The sequence below is a fragment of the Pyxidicoccus trucidator genome, assembly GCF_010894435.1.
GTDB classification, from domain to species: domain Bacteria; phylum Myxococcota; class Myxococcia; order Myxococcales; family Myxococcaceae; genus Myxococcus; species Myxococcus trucidator.
Genome location: NZ_JAAIXZ010000022.1, coordinates 34,418 through 58,481, shown reverse-complemented (window position 1 = coordinate 58,481; position 24,064 = coordinate 34,418). Strand labels below are relative to the sequence as shown.

The following is a 24,064-nucleotide window of genomic DNA, read 5'->3' as shown; positions in this document are numbered from 1 at the left end:
GATGAGCCATCACCGTGACCCACACCCCTGGATTCCGGCTCTCCCCCCAACAAGCGCGTCAGTGGTCGCTCCTGGCGGCAACTCCCGCCACGTCCGCGCGTGCCCGTGCCGCGCTCCTGCTCGAAGGCCCGCTGGAGGCCGCGCGGCTGGAGCGCGTCGTACGCGAGGTCGTGTCGCGGCATGAGCTGCTCCGCACCACCTACCGCCGCCTTCCGGGCACGGGGGCCGCGGTGCAGGTGCCCGGCGACGTGCCGGCCACCGTGCTGGAGGTGCTCGACTGGAGCGCTGTCTCCGCCGCGGAAGCCGAGGCGCGACTCCAGGCCGTGCTGTCCGCCGAGGCCACGCCCGAGGACGGGCCTGCTCCGTTGAAGCTGGCGAGGCTGGGCCCCGAGCGGCATGTCCTGGTGGTGGACCTGCCCGCGCCGTCCGCTGACCGGCAGAGCCTGCTCCTCCTCGCCCGCGAGCTGTGCCAGGGCCTGACGTCCGCCGCGACGACGGACGAGGAGCCACCGCCCCAGTACGCGGACGTGGCCGAAATCTTCCACCAGCTCCTCGAGTCCGAGGAGACGGGCGACGGGCGGAAGTACTGGAAGTCGCGCGACGTCTCGTCCGCCACCGGCACCGTGCTGCCCACGCGTCTTCCGGGTGCGAGCGGACCGTGGAAGCGGCCGGGGCTCCAGTCCCTTGCGCTGAAGCCGGAGACGACCTCCACCCTGGAGGCACTCGCCGGACGTCTGGGCGCGCGGGCAGCGGACGCGGTGCTGGCCGGGTGGATGTTGCTGCTGGGCCGCATGGGCGCGCGTGACGAGTCCTGCGTGGCCGTGCGCTTCGACGGGCGCACCTTCGACGGCCTGGACGTGGCGCTCGGCCTCTTCGAGCGCTGGCTTCCGCTGCGAGCCTCCGCCAGCGCACGGGCCCGCTTCGAGGACCACGTGCGTGAGGTGTCGCGGGAGCGTCGCGACGCCGAGGCCTGGCAGGACTACTTCGACGCCGTGTACGCGGCCCCCGCCCCGCTCGCGTTCTCCTTCCAGGAGGTCCTCCGGCCGGAGCCCGTGGAGGTCGGTGGGCTCAAGCTCTCCGTCCTCCAACTGGTAGCCCGTGCCGAGCGCGCCGAGCTGGCCCTGTCCCTGGTGCGTGCGGGTGACGGAAGCCTGACGCTGGAGCTGGAGCACGACGACAGCGCGTACGCCTCCACCGAGGCCGCCCGGATGCTGGCGCGGCTGGGGACCTTGCTCTCCGAAGCCGCCGCCGCGCCGGAGCGCCCGCTTGAGTCCCTGCCGTGGCTCGGCGCCCAGGAGCTGGGCGCGCTGGACGGCTTCAACCGCACGGGCCGCGACTACGACACGGCCAGCACCATTCCCGCCCGCTTCGACGCGTGGGCGCGTGAGACGCCGGACGCGCTCGCGGTGTCCTTCGAGGATGAACAGCTGACGTTCTCCGCGCTGGCCGAGCGCGCCAACCGGCTCGCCTGGCACCTGCGCTCGAAGGGCGTGGGCCCCGAGGTGCGCGTGGCGGTGTGCCTGGAGCGCTCGGTGGAGCAGCTCGTGGCGCTGCTGGGCATCCTCAAGGCCGGCGGCGTCTTCGTCCCGCTGGACCCGACGTACCCGCGCGAGCGGCTGGCCTACGTCATCCAGCAGTCGGGCGCGCCGCTGGCCCTCACCCGCTCGCACCTGCGCGGAACGGTGGTGCCCGAGGGGACGTATGACCTCCTCTGTCTGGACCAGGAAGCCGAGGCGCTCGCCGCCGCCCCCACGCACGCGCCCGAGGTGACGCTGGCACCGGAAGGCGCCGCGTACGTCATCTTCACCTCGGGCTCCACGGGTCGGCCCAAGGGCGCGGTGATTGCGCACCGCTCGGCGCTCAACCTGGCGGCCACGCTGCGGGACACCGTGTATCAGGGCCGAGGCCCCGGCCTGCGGGTCAGCGTCAACGCGCCGCTCGTCTTCGACGCGTCGGTGAAGCAGTGGCTGCAGCTCCTCAACGGCCACTCGCTGCACCTCGTCCCGGAGGAGGTGCGTCCGGACGCCGCGCGCATGCGCGCCTGGGTGGGCCGTCACGCGGTGGACGTGCTGGACTGCACGCCCTCGCTGCTGGTGCCCATGCTGGCGCAGGGCCTGGGGCGCGAGCCGGACTTCTCGCCCACGCTCGTCCTGGTGGGCGGCGAGGCCATCGACGCGCGCACGTGGGCGGAGCTGGCCTCGCGCCCGAGCACGCGCTTCGTCAACATGTACGGCCCCACCGAGTGCACGGTGAACGCCACCACGTGCCCGGTGGTGGACTCGAAGGAGCCGAGCATCGGCGGGCCGCTGGGCAACGTGCGCGTGCACGTGCTGGACGCGCGACTTCACCCGGTGCCGCTGGGCGTGCCGGGCGAGCTCTTCATCGGCGGCGCGGGCGTGGCCCGGGGCTACGAAGGCCGCCCGGACCTGACGGCCGAGCGCTTCGTGCCGGACCCCTTCAGCCCCGTCCCCGGCGCGCGCATGTATCGCACCGGCGACGTGGGCCGGTACCGCGAGGACGGCCGCATCGACTTCCACGGTCGCGCGGACTTCCAGGTGAAGGTGCGCGGCTACCGCATCGAGCTGGGGGAAATCGAGGCGCTGATGCGCACCCACCCCGAAGTGGGCGACACGGTGGTGACGGTGCGCGAGCCGCGTCCCGGAGAGGCGCGACTGGTGGCGTACTTCGTGCCCCGGCGCGGCACGGGAGGCGGCGACGCGGAGCTGGCGCTGCAACTGCGCGGCTTCCTGCGCGAGATGCTGCCCGAGTACATGCTGCCGTCCGTGCTGATGCCGCTGGCGCGCCTGCCGCTCAACCGCAACGGCAAGCTGGACCGGAGCGCGCTACCGGAGCCCGTCGAGGGCCACGCGGAGTCGGCTCCCTACGAGGCGCCCACCACGGACCTGGAGCAGCGCATCGCCGCCATCTGGCAGGAGGCGCTCAAGGTGGAGCGGGTGGGCCTCCACGGAAACTTCTTCGACCTGGGGGGCCACTCGCTCCTCATGGTGCAGGTCCACGAGAAGCTCTCGGCCGCGTTCGGCCGGCGCTTCTCCATGGTCGAGCTCTTCCAGCACCCGACGGTGGCCTCGCTGGCGAAGTACGTCGCCCAGCAGTCCACGCCGGACGCGGCTGGCGACAGCGCGAAGCAGCAGGCGCGAGACGAGCGGGCCCGGAAGCAACTTCAGGCAATGCAGCAACAAGCACTCAAGGCGAAGGCCGGCAGGGGGAAGCGATGAGCGGCGAGCAGGAGACCTCTCAGCTCGAGGGAATTGCAATCATCGGCATGGCATGCCGCTTCCCCGGGGCCGGCACGCCCGAGGCGTTCTGGAAGAACCTCCGCGAAGGGGTGGAGTCCATCACCTTCTTCAAGGACGAGGAGCTGGACCGGGCCGCCATCGCTCCCGAGGAGCTGAAGGACCCGAAGTACGTCAAGGCTCGCGCCACGCTGGACGGCATCGACCAGTTCGACGCGCGCTTCTTCGACTTCTCCCCGCGCGAGGCGGAAATCACCGACCCGCAGCAGCGCGTCTTCCTGGAGTGTGTCTGGGAGGCGCTGGAGTCGGCAGGGCATGACCCGGGCCGCGCGGCGGGCCCCATCGGCGTGTACGCGGGCGCGGGCGCCAACGGGTACCTGCTCTACAACCTCTCCTCGGCCGGGCACCTGGTGGGCACCATCAACGCCTTCCAGGCCGTCATCCACAACAAGAACGACCACCTGGCCACGCGCGTCGCCTACAAGCTGGACCTCAAGGGCCCGGCGGTGACGGTGCAGACGGCGTGCTCCACGTCTCTCGTGGCCGTCTACCACGCGTGCCAGAGCCTGCTGAGCCACCAGTGCGACCTGGCGCTGGCTGGCGGCGTCACCATCACCGTGCCGCAGAAGACGGGCTACCTCTACACCGAGCGCGGCATCGGCTCGCAGGACGGGCACTGCCGCCCCTTCGACGCCAACGCCCAGGGCACGGTGGGCGGCAGCGGCGCGGGCCTGGTGGTCCTCAAGCGGCTGGCGGACGCCGTGGCCGACGGGGACGTCATCCACGCCGTCATCCGTGGCGGCGCCCTCAACAACGACGGCACCGACAAGGTGGGCTACACCGCGCCCAGCGTCAGCGGGCAGGCGGACGTCATCGGCATGGCGCACGCGCTGGCTGGCGTGGAGCCGGAGTCGATTACATACGTGGAGGCCCACGGCACGGGCACGCCAATGGGAGACCCGATTGAGGTGAAGGCCCTCACCCAGGCCTTCCGCGCCGGAGGTGCGGAGCGCAACGGGTTCTGCGGCCTGGGCTCGGTGAAGAGCAACGTGGGCCACCTGGACACCGCCGCGGGCATGGCGGGCCTCATCAAGACGGCGCTCGCGCTGAAGCACCGGGAGCTGCCGCCCAGCCTGGGCTTCGAGAAGCCCAACCCCGAAATCGACTTCGCGGGCAGCCCCTTCTACGTCAACGCGAAGCTGAAGCCCTGGGAGGCGTCGGGGCCCCGGCGCGCGGGCGTCAGCTCGTTCGGCCTGGGCGGCACCAACGCGCACGTCATCCTGGAAGAGGCGCCAGCGCGAGCGCCGTCCGGGCCCTCGCGGGAGAACCAGCTGCTGGTGCTGTCCGCCCGCTCCGCCGCCGCGCTGGAGTCGGCGACGAGCCGGCTGGCGGACCACCTGAAATCCCACCCGGAGCTGAGCCTCGCGGACGTGGCCTACACGCTCCAGACGGGCCGCAAGGGCTTCGAGCACCGCCGCTACGTGGTGTGCCGCACGGTGGACGAGGCCGCCCAGGCGCTGGGCACGCTGTCTCCGGACCGCGTCATCACCCGCGTGCAGGAGCCGGTGCGCCGGCCCGTGGTGTTCATGTTCCCCGGCCAGGGCTCGCAGCACCCGGGCATGGCCGCGGCCCTCTACCGCACCGAGGCCGCCTTCCGGCAGGAGGCGGACAAGTGTCTGGAGCTGCTGCGCCGCAAGCATGACGTGGACCTGAAGCCGCTGCTGTTCGGCACGGACACGCAGGACGCGCAGGCCGCCGCGAAGCTGGAGCAGACGGCCCTCACCCAGCCGGCCCTCTTCGTCGTGGAGTACGCGCTGGCGAAGCTGCTCATGTCGTGGGGCCTGCAGCCCACGTCGATGATTGGCCACAGCGTGGGCGAGTACGTGGCCGCGTGCCTGGCTGGCGTCTTCACGCTGGAGGACGCGCTGGACCTGGTGGCCACGCGCGGCCGGCTGATGCAGTCCTGCCCGCCGGGCGCCATGCTCTCCGTGCAGCTTCCGGAGGCGGACGTGCGCCCCCTGCTGACGCCGGAGCTGGAGATTGCCGCCACCAACGCGCCCGCCTCGTGCGTGGTGGCGGGCCCGCTTGCCGCGGTGGAAGCACTGGAGAAGGTGCTCACCGCGAAGGACGTGCTGGCGCGCAGGCTGCGGACGTCGCACGCCTTCCACTCCGCGATGATGGACCCCATCGTCTCCGCCTTCCGCGACGCGGTGGCGAAGGCCCGGCCGTCCGCGCCGAAGCTGCGCTTCATCTCCAACGTGACGGGCACGTGGATGACGCCCGAGCAGGCCACCTCGCCGGACTACTGGGCGAAGCACCTGCGCCAGCCGGTGCGCTTCGCCAGCGGCCTGGACGAGCTGCTGAAGGAGCCGGAGGCCGTGCTGCTGGAGGTGGGCCCGGGCAAGGCGCTCCAGTCGCTCGCCCGCTGGCACCCGCGCAAGAAGCAGGGCCAGTTCATGCTCACCACGCTGCCGCCGCCGGGAGAGGCCACTCCGGAGCCGGAGTTCCTCCTGCGCACCCTCGGCCAGCTCTGGCTGCTGGGCCTGGAGGCGCCGCACCTCTTCGACGGCCAGACGCGCCGCCGGGAGTCGCTGCCCACCTACCCGTTCGACAGGCAGCGCTACTGGGTGGACTTGAGGCCCGCGTCCGGCACGCAGGGCTCCCGGCGCGGCACGCTGGACAAGCGCCCCGACGTGGCGAGCTGGTTCTGGCTCCCGGTGTGGAAGGAGTCCGCGCCGAAGGTCGCCGGAGCAGCCGTGGTGGACGCGAAGGCCGCGCCCTGGCTGCTGCTGCTGGACCGCGCCGGCCTGGGCGCGAAGCTGGCCCCGCGCCTGCGCAAGCAGGGCACGGCGCTGGTGGAGGTGTCGCTGGCGCGTGAGTTCCGCCGCACGGGCGCGGACAGCTACGAGCTGAACCCCGCCCGCCGCGAGGACTGGGCCACGCTGCTATCGGAGCTGGCGGCGGACGGAAGGCTGCCGGAGCGCATCGTCCACCTGGGCGGCGTCACCGCCGAGGGCTCGGGCGCGACGGCGGAGGACGTCATCGACCGCTCCTTCTTCAGCGTGCTGCACCTGGCGCAGGCGCTGGCCGGGCACGCGTCGGGCAAGCCGGTGCACCTGACGGTGGTGTCCAACGGCATGCAGGAGGTGACGGGCGGAGACCTCGTCTCGCCGGAGCAGGCGACGGCGCTGGGCCCCTGCCAGGTCATCCCGCGCGAGATGCCCCACGTGCGCTGCCGCAGCGTGGACGTCACCCTCCCCCCCTCGGGCAGCTTCCAGTCCACGCGGCTGGTGGAGCTATTGGCAGCGGAGCTGACGTCGGGCGCGGAGGAGCCGGTGGTGGCGCTCCGGAGCGGCCGCCGCTGGGTGCAGGACTTCGAGGAGGTGCGCCTGGACGAGGGCCCCACCTCGGCGGTGTCCCTGCGCGAGGGCGGCGTGTACCTCATCACGGGTGGCCTGGGCGGCATGGGCCTGTCCTTCGCCGAGGCGCTGGCGGAGAAGTGCCGCGCGAAGCTGGTGCTCACCGGCCGCGCGGCGGTGCCTCCGCGTGAGGAGTGGGCGAAGGCGCTGGAGTCCGGAGACGAGGCCACGCGCCGCCGCATCCAGGCCGTGCAGCGGCTGGAGGCGAAGGGCGCGCAGGTGCTGGCGCTGAGCGCGGATGTGACGGACTTGGAGAAGATGCGGGCGGCGGTGGAAGCGGCCCGCGCTCGCTTCGGTGCCCTCCACGGCGTCATCCACGCGGCGGGCGTCCCGGGCGGTGGCCTGCTCCAGCTCAAGACGCGCGAGGCGGCGTCGGCGGTGCTCGCACCCAAGGTGACGGGCTCGCGGGTGCTGGCGGCGGTGCTGGAGGGCGAGCGGCTGGACTTCTTCGTGGCCTGCTCGTCGCTGGTCTCCGTGGTGGGCCGCTTCGGACAGGTGGACTACACGGCGGCCAACAGCTTCCTGGACGCCTTCACCCGCGCGTACCAGGCGCGCACCGGCACGTACGCCGTCACCATCAACTGGGGCGCCTGGGACGAGGTGGGCATGGCGGCCCGGCCCGCCGCCCAGGCCGGCGAGGGGCGCGCGATGGCGCACCCCTTCGTCCACCGCTGCCTGGTGGACACGCCGCAGCGCAAGGTGTTTGGCGGCACCTTCGGCGAGCCGCGCTCGCAGTGGGTGACGGACGAGCACCGCATCCTCGGCAACCCCACCGTGCCCGGCGTGGCGTACTTCGAGATGGTGCGCGCCGCCATGGCGGACGAGGCCAACGGCCGCACGGTGGAGCTGCTGGACAACTACTTCCTCGCGCCGCTGCGCGTGCCGGAGAACGAGACGCGCGAGGTGCGCCTCATCCTGGAGAAGGACGGGGACGGCTGGCGCTGGGTGGTGCGCAGCCTGCCGCCCGGCGGCGTGGGCAAGGGCACGGACCACTCGGCGGGCCGGGTGCGCTTCGGCGGGCCGAGGGTGCCGCGCTTCGAGGACCTGGACGCCCTGCGCAAGCGCTGCGACAAGCCGCGCCCGCAGTCGATGGAGGCCGAGTACGAGCAGGAGCTGGGGCCGCGCTGGCGCAGCGTGCAGTCCATCCTCCCGGGCCAGCACGAGCTGCTGATGGTGCTGGAGCTGATGCCGGAGTTCTCCGGCGACTTCGAGCAGCTCCTCTTCCACCCGTCGCTCATCGACCGCACGTCAGGCATCGCCAAGAGCTTCCTGGCGGAGCACGGCTACTACCTGCCCTTCGGCTACAAGGTGCTGCGCCTGCACGGCGACCTGCCGCGCCGCGTGTACAGCCACGCGCGCTTCCGGGCGAACGAGTCGACGGACGGCGGTGAGACGCTCGCCTTCGACCTGACGATGATGGACGAGCAGGGCCGCGTGCTGGTGGAGGTGGAGCGGCTGACGCAGAAGCGCGTCAACGACCCGGCCGCCGAGCTGCGCGCCCTGGCCGCCGCCGCCCGCGAGTCCGCGCTGGCGAAGGTGCTGCCCACCGACGAGCGGAAGGAAATCGCTCCGAGCGAGGGCGTGCTGGCGCTGGAGCGCATCCTCTCCTCGGGTATCGCCCCGCAGGTGGTGGTGTCCGTGCGGGACTTGCACGCCACCATCGCCCACACGGACGAGGTGGTGCGCGAGCGCATGCTCCAGGCGGTGGGCGAGACGCGTGCCTCGGGCGAGCAGCAGGCCCGGCCGGAGCTGAAGACCCCGTACGTGGCGCCACGCAACGAAGTCGAGCAGCGCATCTCCGAGGCCTGGCAGTCCGTGCTCGGCATCGACAAGGTGGGCGTGCACGACAACTTCTTCGAGCTGGGTGGCGACTCCGTGCAGGCCATCCAGATCATCGCTCGCGGCAGCCAGTCGGGCCTGCAGCTCAGCCCGCAGCAGTTCTTCCAGTACTCCACCATCGCCGAGCTGGCGGAGATGATCTCCGGCGTGCTGGCGAAGCAGGCCGAGCAGGGCCCGGTGGTGGGCCCCACCCCGCTCACCCCGGAGCAGCGCCGTCTGCTGGAGACGCCCGCTGCGGCGACCTCCCGCGTGGCGAGGCTGGTGATGCGCGGGCCGGCGGAGGCCGCATCGCTGTCGCAGGCCGTGGGCACGGTGCTGGCGCATCACGACGCGCTCCGCCTGCGCTTCACGCGGGGCGTTTCGGGCTGGCAGCAGGCGGGCACGCCGCCGGGCACCGAGGTGCCCTTCGCGGAGGTGGACCTGCGCGCGCTGCCCGCCTCCGAGCACGAGGCGGCCCTCCATGGCGAGGAGGAGAAGCTCCGCGCGAAGCTCGACGCGAGCGCGGGCCCGCTGGTGGCCACGGCGCTGGTGCGGCTGGAGGGCGGCACGGGCAGCCACCTGCTGGTGGCGGCGCACGGGCTGGCCGTGGACGGAGCGTCCTGGCGGCTGCTGGTGGAGGACCTGTCCGCGGCGCTGCGGCACGCGCAGGGCGGCCCGGGCCTCCGCCTGAAGACGACCTCCTTCAAGCGCTGGGCGGAGCGGCTGGCCGAAGAGTCCACCTCCGAGTCGCTGCGCAAGGAGGAGCCGGTGTGGCAGGCCCCCTGGGACGGCGCGGTGAAGCTGCCGGTGGAGCGCGCGGGCGAGGCCTCGGGCGCGGCACGGGTGGTGGAAGTCTCCCTGACGGAGGACGAGACGCGGCAGCTCACGGAGCGGCTCGCGGGCACGTGGCGCGCGGACGTGGCGGAGAGCGCGGTGGCATCGCTCGGCCGGGCGCTGGCGAGCTGGACGGGTGGCAACCGGCTGCGGGTGGACGTGGTGTCCGACGGGCGCGAGGCGTTTGACGGCATGGACTGCTCGCGCACGGTGGGCTGCTTCGACGTCACCTGGCCGCTGCTGCTGGAGGTGACGGGCGGGCAGGACGCGGCGGAGGTGCTCAAGGCGGTGAAGGAGCGCATGCGCCGCGTGCCGCGCCGGGGCACTGGCTTCGGACTGCTCCGCGACGGACCGCACGGCGAGCTGTCCGAGCGGCTGCGGCGCCTGCCTCGCGCGGAGGTGGTGTTCCGTCACCTGGGCGCGGTGGAGGACTCGGCGCCGGGGGCCTGGCGTGGGACGGGCGGCTATGCCCTGGCGGTGGAGACGTTCCTGTCCGGCGGGCGCCTGCACGTGCGCTGCGCCTATGACGACGGAGCGTACACGCAGGCCACTGCGTCACGGCTGGCTGGAGACCTCCTGGGTGGGCTGCGCGCGCTGTGCGGCGAAGGCCAGGACACCCGGGCGGCACTCTCCTCCGTGGACTTCCCGCTGGCCGGACTGGACGACTCGCAGCTGGGGGCGCTCGCGGCCCTCATCAACGAAGCGGATGGCTCCGAAAGCTGAAGCCTGAAGCTGTTCCTCACCCTGGGCGCCCCGGAAGCGGGCGCCTGGGGTGAGCAGGTCTGCTGGACGTGCCCCCGCTCCCGCGGGCGTGGCAGCGACCAGACCTTCTCGAACAGGTGTATCAAAACCCTTGATTCATGCTGGACGCGCCCGGTGGCCGTGCGCAACGCGCCACTGGGTTGCGCAGTGTGTCATTGGCTCGGATGTTCCGCCCTGCAAAACACAACCAATAAAAGCCTGTCTGCATTTCGCTCTGCGAAACACAGTCAAGACATTTTTTGCTGATGTCTTTCCATGCCCTTTCGACTGTGGCAAAGGTTCCGCCACCAACTCAACGGGGAGGATGCGATGCGACGGCTCGTACTCGGGCTCATGGCGGCGGCTCTCGGTTTGACGGCCTGCAAGAAGGAAGATTCCGCGGCACCGAAGTCCCAGGCCTCGCAATCACAGTCCCAACCCGTATCGGACATCAAGGCAGACAAAGGCGTCGACGTGGAGAAGAAGGTCGTCTACGTCGGCGCGCTCAACGACGAGAGCGGGCCGGGGGCGGCCATTGGCAAGCCATTCGCCGCCGGCAAGCGGCTGCTGGTCCGTCAGGTGAACGCCGGCAACAGCGGCCTGCTCCCCGACGGCTGGAAGCTGGAGCTCGTCGAGCGGGATCACGCCTACAACCCGCAGAACGCGGTGCAGGCGTACAGCGACATCCACGACCAGGTGCTCTTCCTGGGCACCAGCTTCGGCACGCCCAACACCCTGCCCCTGCGCGACAAGCTGGCGGCGGACGGCATGGTGGCCTTCCCCGCCTCGCAGTCCTCGGAGATGGCGCGCAACCAGCACACGCCGCCCATTGGCGCCTCCTACAAGATGGAGGCCATGCGGGCCATGGACTGGGCCGTCGAGCACGCGGGGGGCGCGGACAAGGTGAAGGCAGCCATCGTCTACCAGGGCGATGACTACGGGAAGGACGGCATCGAGGGCTGGACGGAGGCCGCCAAGCACCACGGCGTCACCGTCGTCTCGCAACAGACTGTCGCCCCGGGCCAGAAGGACTTCGCCGCCGTGGTGACGGCGCTCCGTCAGTCGGGCGCCAACTACGTGCTGCTCACGGTGCTCCCCAGCGCGTCGGGGCCCATCCTCGGCACGGCCGCGCAGCTCAAGTACATGCCCAACTGGGTGGGTCAGACGCCGGCCTGGGTGGACCGCTTCTTCGACCCGAAGGTCATCCCCGCCGCCGTCTTCACCCACTTCTACTGGGCCACGGGGCTCACCTACTGGGGCGACAGCGTCCCCGGCATGAAGGACTTCGTCGCGCTCCAGGCCCTGCACTCCGACGTGCCGAAGGACTTCTACACGCTGGCGTCCTACGTCCAGGGCCGCGTCCAGATCGAGGCGCTCAAGAAGGCCATCGAGGCGAAGGACGTCACCCGCGCGGGCTACCTGCAGGCGCTCAAGGGCATCACCGGCACCACCGCGGGCGGCATGACGGCGGAGCCGGTGGACCTGTCCCGGTTCCCGTATGAGACGGCGGTCAGCGTCCGCGTGCTCAAGCCCGTCCTGGACCAGGCCGGCTGGAGCGTCGTCGCCGAGTACGCGAAGCCGAAGGCCCTGGGCGCGTCTCCCGCCAAGGCGACCGATGACAGCAAGTAGTCCGCCCCTCCTCCAGGTGCAGAATCTGCAGGTCGTCTACCACTCCGTGGTGCGGGCCCTCCGGGGAATCTCCCTGGAGGTGCCCCAGCAGGGAGTGGTGGCGCTCCTCGGTCCCAACGGCGCCGGCAAGTCCACCGCACTGCGCGCCATCAGCGGGCTGTTGGACCTGCACGACGGCACCATCACCAAGGGGAAGATTGAGCTCTCCGGCCAGAGCCTCCTCCGCCTTCCGGCGGATGGGCGGGTGCGCGCGGGCGTCGTCCAGATTCTCGAAGGTCGCCGCATCCTCAACGAGCTGTCCGTGGAGGAGAACCTCATCGCGGGGGGCTTCGGCATGGGCGCCCAGTCGCGCGCGGAGCTCGTCGAGTCCGCCTTCACGCGCTTCCCGGTGCTGCGCGAGCGGCGCCGCCAGAAGGCCGGCTACCTGTCCGGCGGCGAGCAGCAATTGCTGGCCATCTGCCGCGGGCTGATGCGGCGTCCCAAGGTGCTGCTGCTCGACGAGCCCTTCCTGGGGCTGTCCCCGAAGGCCGTGGGCGAAGTCTCGGAGCTCATCCAACGCGTCAGCAGCGAGGGCGTCTCGGTGCTCCTCGTGGAGCAGAACGCCATGGTGGCGCTGAAGCTGGCCCGGTACGGCTACGTGCTGGAGACGGGCAAGGTCGTGCTGGACGGCCCCGCGGACAAGCTCCGGGAGGACCCCGACGTCCAGGAGTTCTACCTGGGCTTCGGGCGCGAGGGGCAGCGGGGCTACCACGAGCTGAAGCGCTACCGCCGCAAGCGGCGCTGGCTGTCTTGAAGGGTGAGGCATGGCACTGCTCGAGCTCGACAACGTAGGCCTCTCCTTCTCCGGAGTGCGCGCGCTGGATGGTGTCTCCTTCACCATCGAAGCGGGCGCGCTGCATGCCGTGATTGGCCCCAACGGGGCCGGGAAGAGCAGCCTCTTCAACTGCATCAGCGGCATCCACCGGCACATGGAGGGCCGGGTGCGGCTGGAGGGCAAGGACCTGGCGGGCGTCGAGCCCACGGAGATTGCCCGCCTCGGCGTGTCGCGCATGTTCCAGAACCTGGCGCTGTTCGAGCACCTCACCGTGCTGGAGAACCTCCTCCTGGGCCGCCACCAGCGCTACCAGGCGGGGCTGCTGGCCAACCTGTTCTGGACCCGCAAGGCGCGCGCCGAGGAGATCCGCCACCGCGAGAAGGCCGAGGAGGTCATCGACTTCCTCAACCTGGAGCACTTCCGGTGGATGCCCGTCGCGGTGCTGCCCTACGGCATCCGCAAGCGGGTGGAATTGGGCCGCGCGCTCTGCATGGAGCCCAAGCTGCTGCTGCTGGACGAGCCCACCGCCGGCCTCAACCAGGAGGAGACCGAGGACATGGCCAACGCCCTGCTCGACCTCCGGCACGAACTCGGGGTGACGCAGGTCCTCATCGGCCACGAGCTCCGGTTCGTGATGGACCTCGCCACGCAGGTGACGGTGCTGGACCGCGGCCGCGTCATCGCGAACGGCCCGCCGTCGACGCTCCGCCATGACACCCGAGTGCTGAGCGCCTACGTCGGCGGGACGGTGGCGGCATGAGCGCCGCCCTCCCCATGAGCCTGCCGGGCCAGCTCTGGAAGCACGCGGAGGAGCGCCCCAACGCCGTCGCCATCCGCGAGAAGCGGCTGGGCATCTGGCGGGAGCTGTCCTTCCGCGAGTACCTGGAGCGCGTCAGCCACGTCGCGAGGATGCTGTGGGAGCTGGGCGTCCGCGCCGGAGACTCGGTCGCCATCCTCAGCGACAACCGGCCGGAGTGGCTGTTCGCGGACCTGGGCACGCAGGTGCTGGGCGCGCGCACGGTCGGCATCTACCAGACGAACCCGCCCGGGGACGTCGCGTACATCCTGAACGACGCCCGCTGCAAGGTCGTCCTCTGCGAGGACCAGGAGCAGTACGACAAGGTCGCGACGGTGGCCTCCGAGACGCCCTCCGTCGAGCACGTCCTCGTCATCGAGCCGCGCGGCCTGCGCGGCGTCCAGGACTCGCGGCTCCGCACGTGGGAGCAGTTCATGGAGAAGGGGCGCGCGCTGGCCGAGCGCGAGCCGTCCTGGCTCCGGGAGCAGCTCGCGCAGCGCAACCCGGATGACGCGGCGATGGTCATCTACACCTCGGGCACCACCGGCTCGCCCAAGGGCGCGCTGGTGTCCAGCCGCAACATGCTCCAGGGCTCGGCCACCTTCGTGGAGCAGCTCGGCCTGGGCCCCGAGGACAGCGTCGTCTCGTACCTGCCCCTGTGCCACGTGGCGGAGAAGCTGTTCAGCCTGCTGCTGCCGCTCGTCGTGGGCGGGAAGGTCCACTTCGGCGAGGCCTTGGAGACGGTGCAGACGGACGTCGCCGAGGTCTCCCCCACCGTGTTCCTCGGGGTGCCGCGCATCTGGGAGAAGATGCACGCGAGCGTGACGGTGAAGATGCGCGACGCCTCGTGGCTCAAGCGCACCCTCTTCAACACCTTCACCAGGCTCGGCGGGCAGATTCGCGAGCGCGAGCGCAACGGCCAGCGCCGCTGGTGGGACGGGCTGGTGTGGTTCGTCGGGGACCTGCTCATCTACCGGCCGCTCCAGGAGCGACTGGGGCTGCGCCGCTGCCGCTTCCCCATCTCCGGCGCGGCGCCCATCTCCCCGGAGCTGCTCGCCTGGTTCGACAGCGTGGGCGTCCGCATCTTCGAGGGCTACGGCCAGACGGAGAGCGCCGGCACCAGCCACCTCAACGTCCCTGGCGCCACCCGCCTGGGCACCGTCGGGCGCACGGTGCCGGGCGTGGAGTGCCAGCTCGCGGAGGACGGCGAGGTGCTGGTGCGCGGCTCCAACGTCTTCCTCGGCTACCTGAACCGGCCGGACGCCACGGCCGAGGTGCGCCGCGAGGACGGCTGGCTGCACACCGGCGACATCGGTGAAATCGACGCCGACGGGTACCTGCGAATCACCGGGCGCAAGCGCGAAATCCTCATCACCTCCGGCGGGAAGAACCTGTCGCCCGAGCGCATCCAGAACGCGCTGAAGAACAGCCCCTACATCAAGGAAGCGGTGGCCATCGGCGACCGGCGCGCGTTCGTCACGGCGCTCATCCAGATAGACCCGGACACGGTGGCGGACTGGGCCCTGCGCCGCAAGATTGCCTTCACCTCGTACACGGACCTCACCACGCAGCGCGAGGTCGTGAAGCTCATCGAGGAAGAAGTCGCCCGCGCCAACGACGGGCTCGCCCGCGTGGAGCAGGTGCGCACCTTCCGGCTCCTGGCGCGGGAGATGACGCAGGACGCGGGCGAGGTGACGGCGTCCCTGAAGGTCCGGCGCAAGGCGGTACTCGAGCTGCACTCCCAACTGGTCGAAGAGATGTACGCGAGGACACGCGAATGACGCAGCTGCTCCAGCTGAGCATCTCCGGACTGGCGCTGGGGGCGAGCTACGCGCTCATCGCCCTGGGCTTCTCGGTGGTGTACCGGGCCTCGCGGCTCTTCAACTTCGCGCATGGCGAGCTGCTGAGCCTCGGCGCATTCCTCATGACGGCGCTGGTGGACGTGCTGCCCTGGTGGCTCGCGCTCCTCGCCGCCGCCTGTCTCACCGGGGGGCTGGCCGCGCTCCTGGAGCGGACGGTGCTGCGGCGCATGGTGGGCCGCCCCGTCTTCACCACCATCATCCTGACGCTGTTCCTCGGGCTGCTCTTGCGCGCGGCCATCGTCATCGCCTTCGGCACGGACACGCGCGGCATGCCCACGCCCTGGGACGCCATGGCGGAGGTGCAGCTGGGCGGCGCCTCGGTGCTCATGTCCTCGCTGGTGTCGCTGGGCGCGACGACGGCCGTGCTCGTCCTGCTGCACGCGCTGGTGCAGCGCACGCCGCTGGGCATGGCGATGCGCGCGGCGAGCGAGAGCCAGGAAGTCTCGCTGGCGCTGGGCATCCCGGTGGGCCGGGTGCTGGCCTTCACCTGGTTCCTGGCCGGAGCCACCGCCGCGGTGGCCGGCATCTTCCTGGGGATGTTCCCCCGCTCGGTGGACTCGAACCTGGGCTACGTGGCGCTGCGCGCCTTCCCGGCCATCATCGTCGGCGGGCTCGAGTCGGTGGTGGGCGCGGTGGTGGCCGCGTTCATGCTGGGGCTGCTGGAGGTGCTGTCCCAGGCCTACGTCAACCCGCACCTGGGCGCCTTCGGGCACAACTTCCACGCCGTCTTCCCCTACGCGGCGATGATCCTCTTCCTCGTGTTGAGGCCGCGCGGCCTCTGGGGCGAGCACGAGGTGCGTCGGGTCTGAACCCCCGCGAGACGACATCATGCCAACCCGCCCATTGGTGATTCGGTACGAGGACGACCTGAAGGTGCTGCCCGGCCTGTGGCACAAGGCCGGCGCGGTGCTGGCGCTGGCCATCGCCCTGAGCTACCCCTGGCTCGCCAGCACGCGCTGGCTCAGTGTCGGCAACCTGGGACTGGTGGCCATCGTCGGCGCCGCCGCGCTGATGGTGCTCACGGGCTTCGCGGGCCAGGTGAGCCTGGGGCACGCGGCCTTCCTCGCGCTGGGCGCGTACACCGTCGCCGTGCTGGGCACGAAGCTGGGGTGGCCCTTCTGGCTCGCGCTTCCCCTGGCGGGCGGGGTCTCCGCCTTCGTGGGGGTGGTCATCGGCGCCTTCGCGCTCCGGCTCAAGGGCCTGTACCTGGCCATCGTCACGCTGGGGCTGGTGTTCCTGACGCAGCACGTGCTGCTCGCGTACCCGGACGTGACGAACGGGCTGAGCGGCACGTCCGTCCCCATGTACTGGTGGTTCCGCGGTGAGGCGGGCCCGGCGGCGGCGGTGGGCGACACGTGGATGCTGGGGCCCGTGGTCCTCGGCTTCGAGCGGAAGCTGTACTTCATCTTCCTGCTGCTGGCGGCCGGCACGGTGTGGCTGACCAAGAACGTGCAGCGCTCCAACAGCGGCCGGGCGATGATGGCGGTGCGAGATCAGGACCTCGCGGCGGAGGTGCTCGGCGTCGCCACGACGCAGGCCAAGCTCCAGGCCTTCGGGGTGTCCTCGTTCCTGGCCGGCATCGCCGGGGCGATGTTCGCGTTCCAGCAGCAATACATCACCGTCGAGCCGCCCTTCGACCTGAACCTGTCCATCCAGTTCATCGCCATGATTGTCCTGGGCGGGGTGGGCACCGTCTTTGGCGCCGTCAGCGGCGCGCTTGCCTTCACCTTCCTGAGTCCCCTCGCCGATTCGGTGGGGCACTCCGTTCCGCTCATCAACCAGCTCACCTCCGCGCAGCAGTCGACGGTGCTCCTGTCCGTCATCGTGGTGCTCGTGCTCGTGCTCGAGCCGATGGGGCTGTTCGGCGTGTGGCTTCGAGTCAGGCGGTACTTCCAGGCGTGGCCCTTCCGCTACTGAGGCCACGCAACAGACGACGTTTACCCCGCAGAGGAGAGTCACCATGAATCGCGCGTTGCTCGCAGTCTTGTTCGTGTCGCTCGTGTCGGCTTCCAATGCCCGGGCCCAGCAGGCCGACGCCCGGGACTACGAGGCGGGCTTCTTCGTTCCGCACCGGGGAATCATCGCGAACACCTACCTGCGTCACGTCTCAGCTTCGGGCGAGCGGGACTTCGCCCAGCTTCAAGCGGCCTTCCGCGCCACGTACGTCCTGAAGTTCGGCGACCTGGTCGTCGTGCCCTTCGACGTGAGCCTGCCGGTGGTGGACGTCACGGTGTTCCAGGCCAACCCGGCGTCCCCGGCCGCGCCCAAGACGGCGCTCCGGGCCTCGGGCGTGGGCGACATCACCTACATCCCGACGATTGGCTACGGGCTGGTCCAGAACGCGGAGACCCACACGCACACGTGGTTCGCCTTCACGCCGTACGTCACCCTGCCGACGGGCAAGTACGACAGCGACCGCTTCCTGAACATCGGCAGCAACCGCGTGACGGTGCGTCCGCAGCTCGTCGTCGGCCAGCGCTTCATGAAGGCCTTCACGCTGGAGGCGATGGCGAACGTGGCCATCCACGGGGACAACGATGAGTTCCTGGTGCCCGTGGGGACGGAGCTCGCGAAGCTGCCGCTGAGCCAGGCGCCCTCCTTCGGCGGCATCCTCACCGGCGCCATGGACCTGTCCGCCACCTTCTTCACGAGCGTGGGCTACTACATCGACGCGGCCGGCAAGCGCACCCTCGCGTCGCCCGCGGGCGAGCTGGAAATCTCCCCCCGGCAGACGGTGCAGGCGCTGCGCCTGTCGATGGGCATCCGCCTCGAGAAGGCCTCGACGATCATGCTCCAGTTCCAGCCCGACATCGACGTGTCGGAGGGCATGACGAAGAGCCAGTTCGTCGGCGCCCGCTTCACGCACGTGTTCTTCTAGGCCGCGCCGGGACGTCTCCTCCCGAGCACAGGTGAAGGGCCGGCTGCCTCACGGTGGCCGGCCTTCTTCTTTCCGCGGGCTGGTGCGGCGCTCGAACACGTCCAGGGCCGGGGGCGCCATGCCGCCGCATCCTCCCGAGGAGCGGTAGCGGACGACACGGCCATCCGCGAGCACGAAGCAGAACATCCTCGTTGCCTTGTCCCAGTGCCCCATCATGTGATCGCCCCCCAGCGTCCAGGTCACGAGGCCGCGTGCATCGGGTGCGTAGTGACACGTCACCTCCCGCTCAGGATGGTATTGGCCGATCATGGCGTACATCTCCGCCTGGGGGCTTGGGGACGGAGGCTGCGCTGAGACGATGAACTCCTTGTCTCCATTCACGTAGGTGCCCGCGAGCTTCGAAGGATCGGCGCGAACGGGAAGCAGCCCCACGGGCCCGAGGTCCACCGTCCACGGCGTCACCACGACCTCGCCCCGGCGCTCGTAGGAGGTCCCTGCACTCTCGGACAGGATGCGGAGCACCAGCTCCGCCGGCTTCATCCCGGAGCCGGCGCCGCCATTCCGTGAACGAACCTGCGCGCCGTCCCAGACCAGGGGCGCAGCGGAGGCTGGCTCCAATCCGAAGAGGGACTGCGTGCCCAGCGCATGGCCAACAACCCGTTGATGATCCACGAGCATCCTGGCGGGATCATCCCCTCCCCCACGTTGAGCCGGGCTGCGGAAGACGGGGACGAACAAGCGGCCCCCAAGCTTCGGGTGTTCGAGGCGCGCCACCCCGTTCAGCACCACCTGGCGAGCACCAGAGGTGAAGCGCCACTCCCCTTCGCGCAGGTCCCAGTCGATGCGGAAGGCCTCCGGTTGGGTTGGCACCATCCGCTCGTGGCCCAGGAGCTTCGAGGGGAGCGCGGCCGAGGTCCAACGGTGCCGCGCGTCACCCACCTGCCGCAACACGCCCAGGAGCAGGCGGCCGTCCACCACCGCGTAGGTTGTTTCGAGTGTCGTTGCTGTCCCGCCACCGACAGGCTTCAGTCTCAAGAGGCCATCGCGCGCTTCAAAGGTGCCGCGCAGCGACAGCTCCGTGCCCTGGAGCAGCTCGAAGAGTCCCTGCTCCAGCAGCAGCAGCTTCGGCGCGGAATTCGTATCGAAGACGCCACGGTCCGCGAAATACAGGCCATCCAGCCGCTCGGGAACCGTGCCCCGTTGCTGGCAGGCACCGAGGAGCACGACAAGGAACAAGGCCATTCGATAGGGGCGCGGCATTCCGGCGGAGCTTGCCACGCCCACGGTCCAGATGCCCCTGCCCCGCCGCGCCGCTCGCCTACCAGGTGTCGATGAACCTGCGCCGTCCCTCACGGGCAGTCTTGGGCACGGACCGCAAGCCCCGGAGAATCCAGGAGCGCGTCTCCGCGGGGTCGATGACCGCGTCCAGTTCCAGCAGCGACGCCATGTTGATGGCGGTGCCGCGCTGGTGCGCCTCGGCAATCATCGCCTGGGCCAGCTCCTCCCGGGCCACCGGGTCTTCGACGGCCTCGAGCTGCTTGCGCATCCCGATGCGGACGGCCCCCTCCAGGTTCATCCCTCCGAACTCGCCCGTGGGCCACGACACGTTGAACACGGGCGCGTGGAAGTGCCCGCCGGCCATGGCCTGCGCGCCGAGCCCGTAGCCCCGCCGCAGGACGACAGTGAAGTACGGGACGGACAGGCTCGCGGCCCCCACGAACATGCGCGACACGTGGCGCACCAGGGCCGTCTGCTCGGCCGGCGGCCCCACCATGAACCCGGGCGTGTCGCACAGCGAGACGAGCGGGAGCCCGAACGCGTCGCAGAGCTGGAAGAAGCGCGCGGCCTTGTCCGCGGCGTTCGAGTCGATGGCGCCGCCCAGGTGGAAGGTGTCGTTCGCGATGAGCCCGAACGGCTGTCCCTCGATTCGCACCAGCGCCGTGACCAGGCTGCGCCCGAAGTCCTTGCGCAGCTCCAGCACGGACCCGGTGTCCGCCAGCGTCTCGATGATGGGCCGGACCTTGTAGGCGCGGCGGCGATTCGTGGGCAGGGCGTCGCGCAGCGGCTCCTGCGCGACACACGCCCCTGGCGCGACGGGGCCCTGGAAGTAGGAGAGGTACTTCTTCGCGACGGCCACGGCCTCCACTTCGTCGCGCACGCGCACGTCGATGACACCGTTGCGCGTCTGCACGTCCGCGGGGCCAATCTCCTCCGGGGCGAAGGTGCCGAGCCCGCCGCCTTGAATCATCGCCGGTCCGCCCATGCCGATGTTGCTGTCGTCCGTCGCGATGATGACGTCGCAGCTCCCCAGCAGCGCCGCATTGCCGGCGAAGCACCGCCCGGAGACGATGCCGACGCGCGGCACCAGCCCCGACAGCGCGGCGAAGGAGAGGAAGCTGGGCGTGTCCAGCCCCGAGACGGTGTGCGTGTCCGTGTCGTTCGGGCGTCCGCCGCCCCCCTCCGCGAAGAAGACGACGGGCACGCGCCACTGCGCCGCGAGCCCGAGCATGCGGTCGAGCTTCCGGTGTCCTACGAGCCCCTGGGTGCCGGCGAAGACCGTGTAGTCGTAGGCCAGGACCATGGTGCGAGCGCGCTCGTCGTCGAAGAGCGCGCGGTTGACGGTGCCCAGCCCGCAGACGATGCCATCGGCGGGGCTGGCGCGGACGAGGTCCTCGAGGGAGCGCGTCGAGCGCTGCGCCGCGAGCGCGAGCCCCCCGTACTCCGCGAAGCTCCCCGGGTCGACGAGGTCCGCGATGTTCTCCCGCGTGGTGCGCTGGCCCGTCTTGCGCCGCCGGGCCACCGCGTCCGGACGGCCCGCGTCCGTCGTGGCCTCGAGGCGCTGTCGGAGCTCCGCGAGCTCGGGGCGGACCTCACCCGGAGGGGACCTCCGGCCGTCGTCATTGCTGTCGCTCATGTCCCTGAGTTCTTACGTCAAGTCGACGAGGGACGGCGACCCAAGACCTCTCGACTTGAGTCACTGTTTCCGAGCTGGCAGCACCTGGGCCAGGTACATGCCGGCGAGCATCGCGGACGCGAACACGAGCACCTGCGGCGCGCCGCTGGAGAGCGCGGTGAGCGCGGGACCGGGGCAGTACCCGCCAAGCCCCCAGCCCACGCCGAAGAGGGCCGCGCCCGCGAGGAGCTTCGAGTCCACCTGGCTGGCTGCGAAGGATGGGAACTTCGCGGCGAACAGGGGCCGCTCGCGCCTGTGGATGAGAGGTCGCAGTGCCGCGTGCACGGCGATGGCGCCGACCATCACGAACAGGAGGCGGAAGTCCCAGTCGCCCGCGACGTCGAGGAAGCCGAGGACGTTGGCGGGGTCCGTCATGCCGCTGATGCCCAGACCGAGGGCGAAGATGAGACCGCTGAGGAACGCGCTGATGAGGGAACGCACGGGAACTCTCCCTAGAAGATGTGGCGGACCAGGAAGACGGTGAGGACGCCGGTGGCCACGAAGGTAAGCGTGGCCACGATGGAGCGCGTGGAGCCTCGGCTGATGCCGCAGATGCCATGCCCGCTGGTGCAGCCGCTGCCCAGCCGAGAGCCGAATCCCACCAGCAGTCCGGCCGCCACCAGTAGCGCGACTCCGCCCCCACTCAGTGACGCAGGAGCCGCGAAGGAACCTGGGAGCAGCCATGCCAGCAGCAGACCGCCCGCGAGCAGCCCGCCAAGGAAGATGACACGCCAGGCGATGTCACCGCGCACCGGAGCCAGCAGCGAGCCCACGACGCCGCTGATGCCGGCCACCCGGCCATTGGCCAGCAGCAGGAGGGAAGCGCTCAGTCCGATGAGCGCTCCACCCAGAAGGGAAAATAGGATGGGGGAAGTCATGTCCAGTTAGAGCCAGGCTCCGCGAAAAAGGATTCACGGTAGCCGCGAGTGAGGCAGATTGCTTCCCGGAAGAAGAACAGGTCCCCTGCTCCCCTGGCTGCCCTACCCGCCCTGAATCCTTCTTTCCGCTCCCCCGCTCTCACGGTCAGGAGGCCTCAACATGATCTTCCGCCAGCTCTTCGATGCCGAGTCCTCGACCTACACCTATCTCCTCGGTGATGAAGCCACGCGTCAGGCCGTGCTCATCGACCCCGTGCTGGAGCAGGCCGACCGCGACCTTCAACTGGTGAGCGAGCTGGACCTCACCCTCACCCATGTCCTCGACACCCACGTACACGCCGACCACGTCACCGCGTCGGGCCTGTTGCGTGAGCGCACCGGGTGCAAGGTGGTGGGAGGAGTCGACGGTGCCGCCTGCGCCAACGTCCACGTGCGCCACGGGGACGAGCTGCGCGTCGGGCAGCTCGTCTTCCAGGTGCTCGCCACCCCGGGACACACGGACGACAGCGTCAGCTACCTGCTCGGCGACCGCGTCTTCACCGGGGATGCCCTGCTCGTGCGAGGCAACGGCCGCACCGACTTCCAGAACGGGAACGCGGGCCAGCTCCACGACTCCATCACCCGCGTCCTCTTCAGCCTGCCGGACGAGACGCTTGTCTACCCCACCCACGACTACCAGGGCCGCACGGTGACGAGCATCTCCGAGGAGAAGCGACACAACCCGCGCGTGGCGGGCAAGAGCCGGGAGGAGTTCATCCACATCATGGAGAGCCTCCACCTTCCGAAGCCCCAGAAGATGGATATCGCCGTCCCGGCCAACCGCGCTTGCGGGCACACGGCGCCCTCACCGCAAAGAGGCTGAGCACCGGCCTCATGGCGCGGCGCTGGCGTACCGAAAGCCAGGGGCTCTCGGAGGAGCCCTCCCTCGCCGTGGTGGTGCAGGAGATGGTGGACTCGGCGCGCTCGGGGGTGATTCCGCACGAAGTGGGAGCTGGAGGCATGCCTGGAGGCGATGGACCGGAGCCCGCTGGGGCGCCAGCGGGGCTGGAGCGCTGGGTGATGGCGGAGGTGCCATCATCCACATCATCCGCGCCAGCCGTGAGGCCGGCATCACCTCGTCCTTCTGCGGCCAGGCGCCGTCCAACCACCCCGAGTTCGCCGAGCACCTCGTGCGCGCGGGCATCACCTCCATCTCGGTGGACCCGGGGGCCGCGGGGGCGACCCGGAGGGTCATCGCGGCGGCGGAGCGACGGCTGCTGCTGGAGGCCGCGCGGGTATAGTGTTGGAACCATGGACTTGAACCTCCTCGGACTCTTCGTGACCGTCGCGGAGACCGGCAGCTTCTCGGAGGCGGCGCGCAGGCTCGGCATGCCCAAGTCGTCCGTGAGCAGGGGCGTGGCCAGCCTCGAGGCCTCGTTGAGGGCCCAGCTGCTCCACCGCACGACGCGCCACGTGGCCCTGAGCACCGCCGGCGCGGCGCTATACGAGCGGGCGGCGCCACTGCTCGCCTCGCTGAAGGAAGCCGTGGACACGCTGCCCGAGCAGGAGGAGGCGCCTTCGGGAGAGCTCCGCCTCACCGCGCCGCATGACATGGGGGCCACGTTCCTGCCCGAGGTCATCGCGCGCTTCACCCTGCGCTATCCCTCGGTGCGCGTCGACTGCCGCCTCACGAACCGCAACGTGGACCTGGTGGCGGAGGGGTTCGACCTCGCGCTCCGCGCATCGAGAAAGCTGCTGGCGGATTCGTCGCTGAGGGTCCGGAAGCTCGGTCCACTGGAGGTGCAGCTCTTCGCGTCGCCGACGTACCTCGCACGCCGGGGGACGCCTCGCGCGCCCGAGGACCTGGCCTCCCATGACCTCGTCGCGTTCCGGGGGCTCGAGTACCTCAAGGAGCTGGGCCTCGCGGAGAAGAACGCGCGCGTGCTCGCCGACGACATGTTGTTTCTTCGCGAGGCCGTGAAGGCTGGCGCGGGAATCGCCATCCTCCCCATGTTCCTGGCCCAGGCGGAGGTGACGTCCGGGCAGCTCGTCCGCGTGCTGCCCCGCTTCGCGCACGCGTCGACGTCACTCGTGATGCTGTACCCGAGGACCCAGCACGTCCCGAGAAAGGTGTCGGCCTTCCGCGACTTCCTGCTGGAGTTCATCAAGGGCCGGCCGCTCTCGGCCGCCCCCGCCGGAGGCTGAGCGG

Annotated in this window: 16 protein-coding genes; 12 read left to right on the top strand and 4 right to left on the bottom strand. The window is 70.7% G+C overall.

All coding sequences use genetic code 11. The features are described from left to right. The first annotated feature begins 14 nt into the window (after positions 1-14). From G4D85_RS40735 to G4D85_RS40695, 9 genes are all read left to right on the top strand, one after another. Positions 15-3,236, top strand: a complete 3,222-nt coding sequence (locus tag G4D85_RS40735) for a non-ribosomal peptide synthetase (RefSeq protein ID WP_164019661.1) — start codon at positions 15-17, stop codon at positions 3,234-3,236. Continuing rightward, positions 3,233-10,048 carry a type I polyketide synthase gene (locus G4D85_RS40730; RefSeq protein WP_164019660.1) on the top strand — a complete coding sequence of 2,272 codons (6,816 nt, stop codon included), beginning with the start codon at positions 3,233-3,235 and terminating at the stop codon, positions 10,046-10,048. Before G4D85_RS40735 ends, G4D85_RS40730 begins: the two co-directional genes overlap by 4 nt. 348 nt (positions 10,049-10,396) lie before the next feature. Next, positions 10,397-11,695, top strand: coding sequence for an ABC transporter substrate-binding protein (locus G4D85_RS40725; protein WP_164019659.1), 1,299 nt, complete (start codon positions 10,397-10,399; stop codon positions 11,693-11,695). Next, positions 11,682-12,488, top strand: a complete 807-nt coding sequence (locus G4D85_RS40720; RefSeq protein ID WP_164019658.1) for an ABC transporter ATP-binding protein — start codon at positions 11,682-11,684, stop codon at positions 12,486-12,488. The genes G4D85_RS40725 and G4D85_RS40720 overlap by 14 nt, the downstream gene beginning before the upstream one ends. A gap of 10 nt (positions 12,489-12,498) precedes the next feature. Then, the gene (locus tag G4D85_RS40715) at positions 12,499-13,269 is read left to right on the top strand and encodes an ABC transporter ATP-binding protein (protein WP_164019657.1); all 771 of its coding nucleotides are present in this window, start codon (positions 12,499-12,501) and stop codon (positions 13,267-13,269) included. After that, on the top strand, positions 13,266-15,086 hold the full coding sequence (locus G4D85_RS40710) for an AMP-dependent synthetase/ligase (RefSeq protein WP_164019656.1): 1,821 nt from the start codon (positions 13,266-13,268) through the stop codon (positions 15,084-15,086). The genes G4D85_RS40715 and G4D85_RS40710 overlap by 4 nt, the downstream gene beginning before the upstream one ends. Next, the gene (locus G4D85_RS40705; RefSeq protein WP_164019655.1) at positions 15,083-15,976 is read left to right on the top strand and encodes a branched-chain amino acid ABC transporter permease; all 894 of its coding nucleotides are present in this window, start codon (positions 15,083-15,085) and stop codon (positions 15,974-15,976) included. The genes G4D85_RS40710 and G4D85_RS40705 overlap by 4 nt, the downstream gene beginning before the upstream one ends. A 19-nt stretch (positions 15,977-15,995) precedes the next feature. Beyond that, positions 15,996-17,084 (top strand): branched-chain amino acid ABC transporter permease, encoded by a 1,089-nt coding sequence (locus tag G4D85_RS40700; protein WP_164019654.1) that lies wholly within the window; start codon positions 15,996-15,998, stop codon positions 17,082-17,084. A gap of 43 nt (positions 17,085-17,127) precedes the next feature. Beyond that, positions 17,128-18,045: a transporter gene (locus G4D85_RS40695; protein ID WP_164019653.1), complete on the top strand. Its 918-nt coding sequence runs from the start codon at positions 17,128-17,130 to the stop codon at positions 18,043-18,045. A 48-nt stretch (positions 18,046-18,093) separates the two neighbouring features. Here the strand turns inward: G4D85_RS40695 and G4D85_RS40690 are convergent, their stop codons facing one another. From G4D85_RS40690 to G4D85_RS40675, 4 genes are all read right to left on the bottom strand, one after another. Beyond that, the gene (locus tag G4D85_RS40690; RefSeq protein WP_205525921.1) at positions 18,094-19,281 is read right to left on the bottom strand and encodes a hypothetical protein; all 1,188 of its coding nucleotides are present in this window, start codon (positions 19,279-19,281) and stop codon (positions 18,094-18,096) included. A gap of 82 nt (positions 19,282-19,363) precedes the next feature. Next, on the bottom strand, positions 19,364-20,959 hold the full coding sequence (locus G4D85_RS40685) for an acyl-CoA carboxylase subunit beta (protein ID WP_164019651.1): 1,596 nt from the start codon (positions 20,957-20,959) through the stop codon (positions 19,364-19,366). A gap of 60 nt (positions 20,960-21,019) precedes the next feature. After that, a complete protein-coding gene (locus tag G4D85_RS40680) occupies positions 21,020-21,439 on the bottom strand; it encodes a DUF6691 family protein (RefSeq protein WP_164019650.1) in 420 nt (139 codons plus the stop codon). A gap of 11 nt (positions 21,440-21,450) precedes the next feature. Further along, entirely contained in the window at positions 21,451-21,876 is a 426-nt protein-coding gene (locus tag G4D85_RS40675) for a YeeE/YedE family protein (RefSeq protein WP_164019649.1), read from the bottom strand. A gap of 160 nt (positions 21,877-22,036) precedes the next feature. On the opposite strand from G4D85_RS40675, the gene G4D85_RS40670 reads away from it, so the two are divergent. The 3 genes from G4D85_RS40670 to G4D85_RS40660 are packed head-to-tail and all read left to right on the top strand — an operon-like array spanning position 22,037 to position 24,060. Then, positions 22,037-22,738: an MBL fold metallo-hydrolase gene (locus tag G4D85_RS40670; RefSeq protein ID WP_164019648.1), complete on the top strand. Its 702-nt coding sequence runs from the start codon at positions 22,037-22,039 to the stop codon at positions 22,736-22,738. Then, positions 22,677-23,156: a putative PEP-binding protein gene (locus G4D85_RS50630; RefSeq protein WP_338052942.1), complete on the top strand. Its 480-nt coding sequence runs from the start codon at positions 22,677-22,679 to the stop codon at positions 23,154-23,156. The genes G4D85_RS40670 and G4D85_RS50630 overlap by 62 nt, the downstream gene beginning before the upstream one ends. Positions 23,157-23,166: 10 nt before the next feature. Next, on the top strand, positions 23,167-24,060 hold the full coding sequence (locus G4D85_RS40660; protein ID WP_164019647.1) for a LysR family transcriptional regulator: 894 nt from the start codon (positions 23,167-23,169) through the stop codon (positions 24,058-24,060). Positions 24,061-24,064 lie beyond the last annotated feature (4 nt).

Bases quoted from the DNA above. Each gene is read 5' to 3' on its own strand.
- G4D85_RS40670 (WP_164019648.1), top strand. From the start codon at position 22,037: ATGATCTTCCGCCAGCTCTTCGATGCCGAGTCCTCGACCTACACCTAT.
- G4D85_RS40700 (WP_164019654.1), top strand. From the start codon at position 15,996: ATGCCAACCCGCCCATTGGTGATTCGGTACGAGGACGACCTGAAGGTG.
- G4D85_RS40660 (WP_164019647.1), top strand. From the start codon at position 23,167: ATGGACTTGAACCTCCTCGGACTCTTCGTGACCGTCGCGGAGACCGGC.
- G4D85_RS40710 (WP_164019656.1), top strand. From the start codon at position 13,266: ATGAGCGCCGCCCTCCCCATGAGCCTGCCGGGCCAGCTCTGGAAGCAC.
- G4D85_RS40705 (WP_164019655.1), top strand. From the start codon at position 15,083: ATGACGCAGCTGCTCCAGCTGAGCATCTCCGGACTGGCGCTGGGGGCG.
- G4D85_RS40725 (WP_164019659.1), top strand. From the start codon at position 10,397: ATGCGACGGCTCGTACTCGGGCTCATGGCGGCGGCTCTCGGTTTGACG.
- G4D85_RS40675 (WP_164019649.1), bottom strand. From the start codon at position 21,876: ATGACTTCCCCCATCCTATTTTCCCTTCTGGGTGGAGCGCTCATCGGA.
- G4D85_RS40730 (WP_164019660.1), top strand. From the start codon at position 3,233: ATGAGCGGCGAGCAGGAGACCTCTCAGCTCGAGGGAATTGCAATCATC.
- G4D85_RS40720 (WP_164019658.1), top strand. From the start codon at position 11,682: ATGACAGCAAGTAGTCCGCCCCTCCTCCAGGTGCAGAATCTGCAGGTC.
- G4D85_RS40715 (WP_164019657.1), top strand. From the start codon at position 12,499: ATGGCACTGCTCGAGCTCGACAACGTAGGCCTCTCCTTCTCCGGAGTG.
- G4D85_RS40695 (WP_164019653.1), top strand. From the start codon at position 17,128: ATGAATCGCGCGTTGCTCGCAGTCTTGTTCGTGTCGCTCGTGTCGGCT.
- G4D85_RS40685 (WP_164019651.1), bottom strand. From the start codon at position 20,959: ATGAGCGACAGCAATGACGACGGCCGGAGGTCCCCTCCGGGTGAGGTC.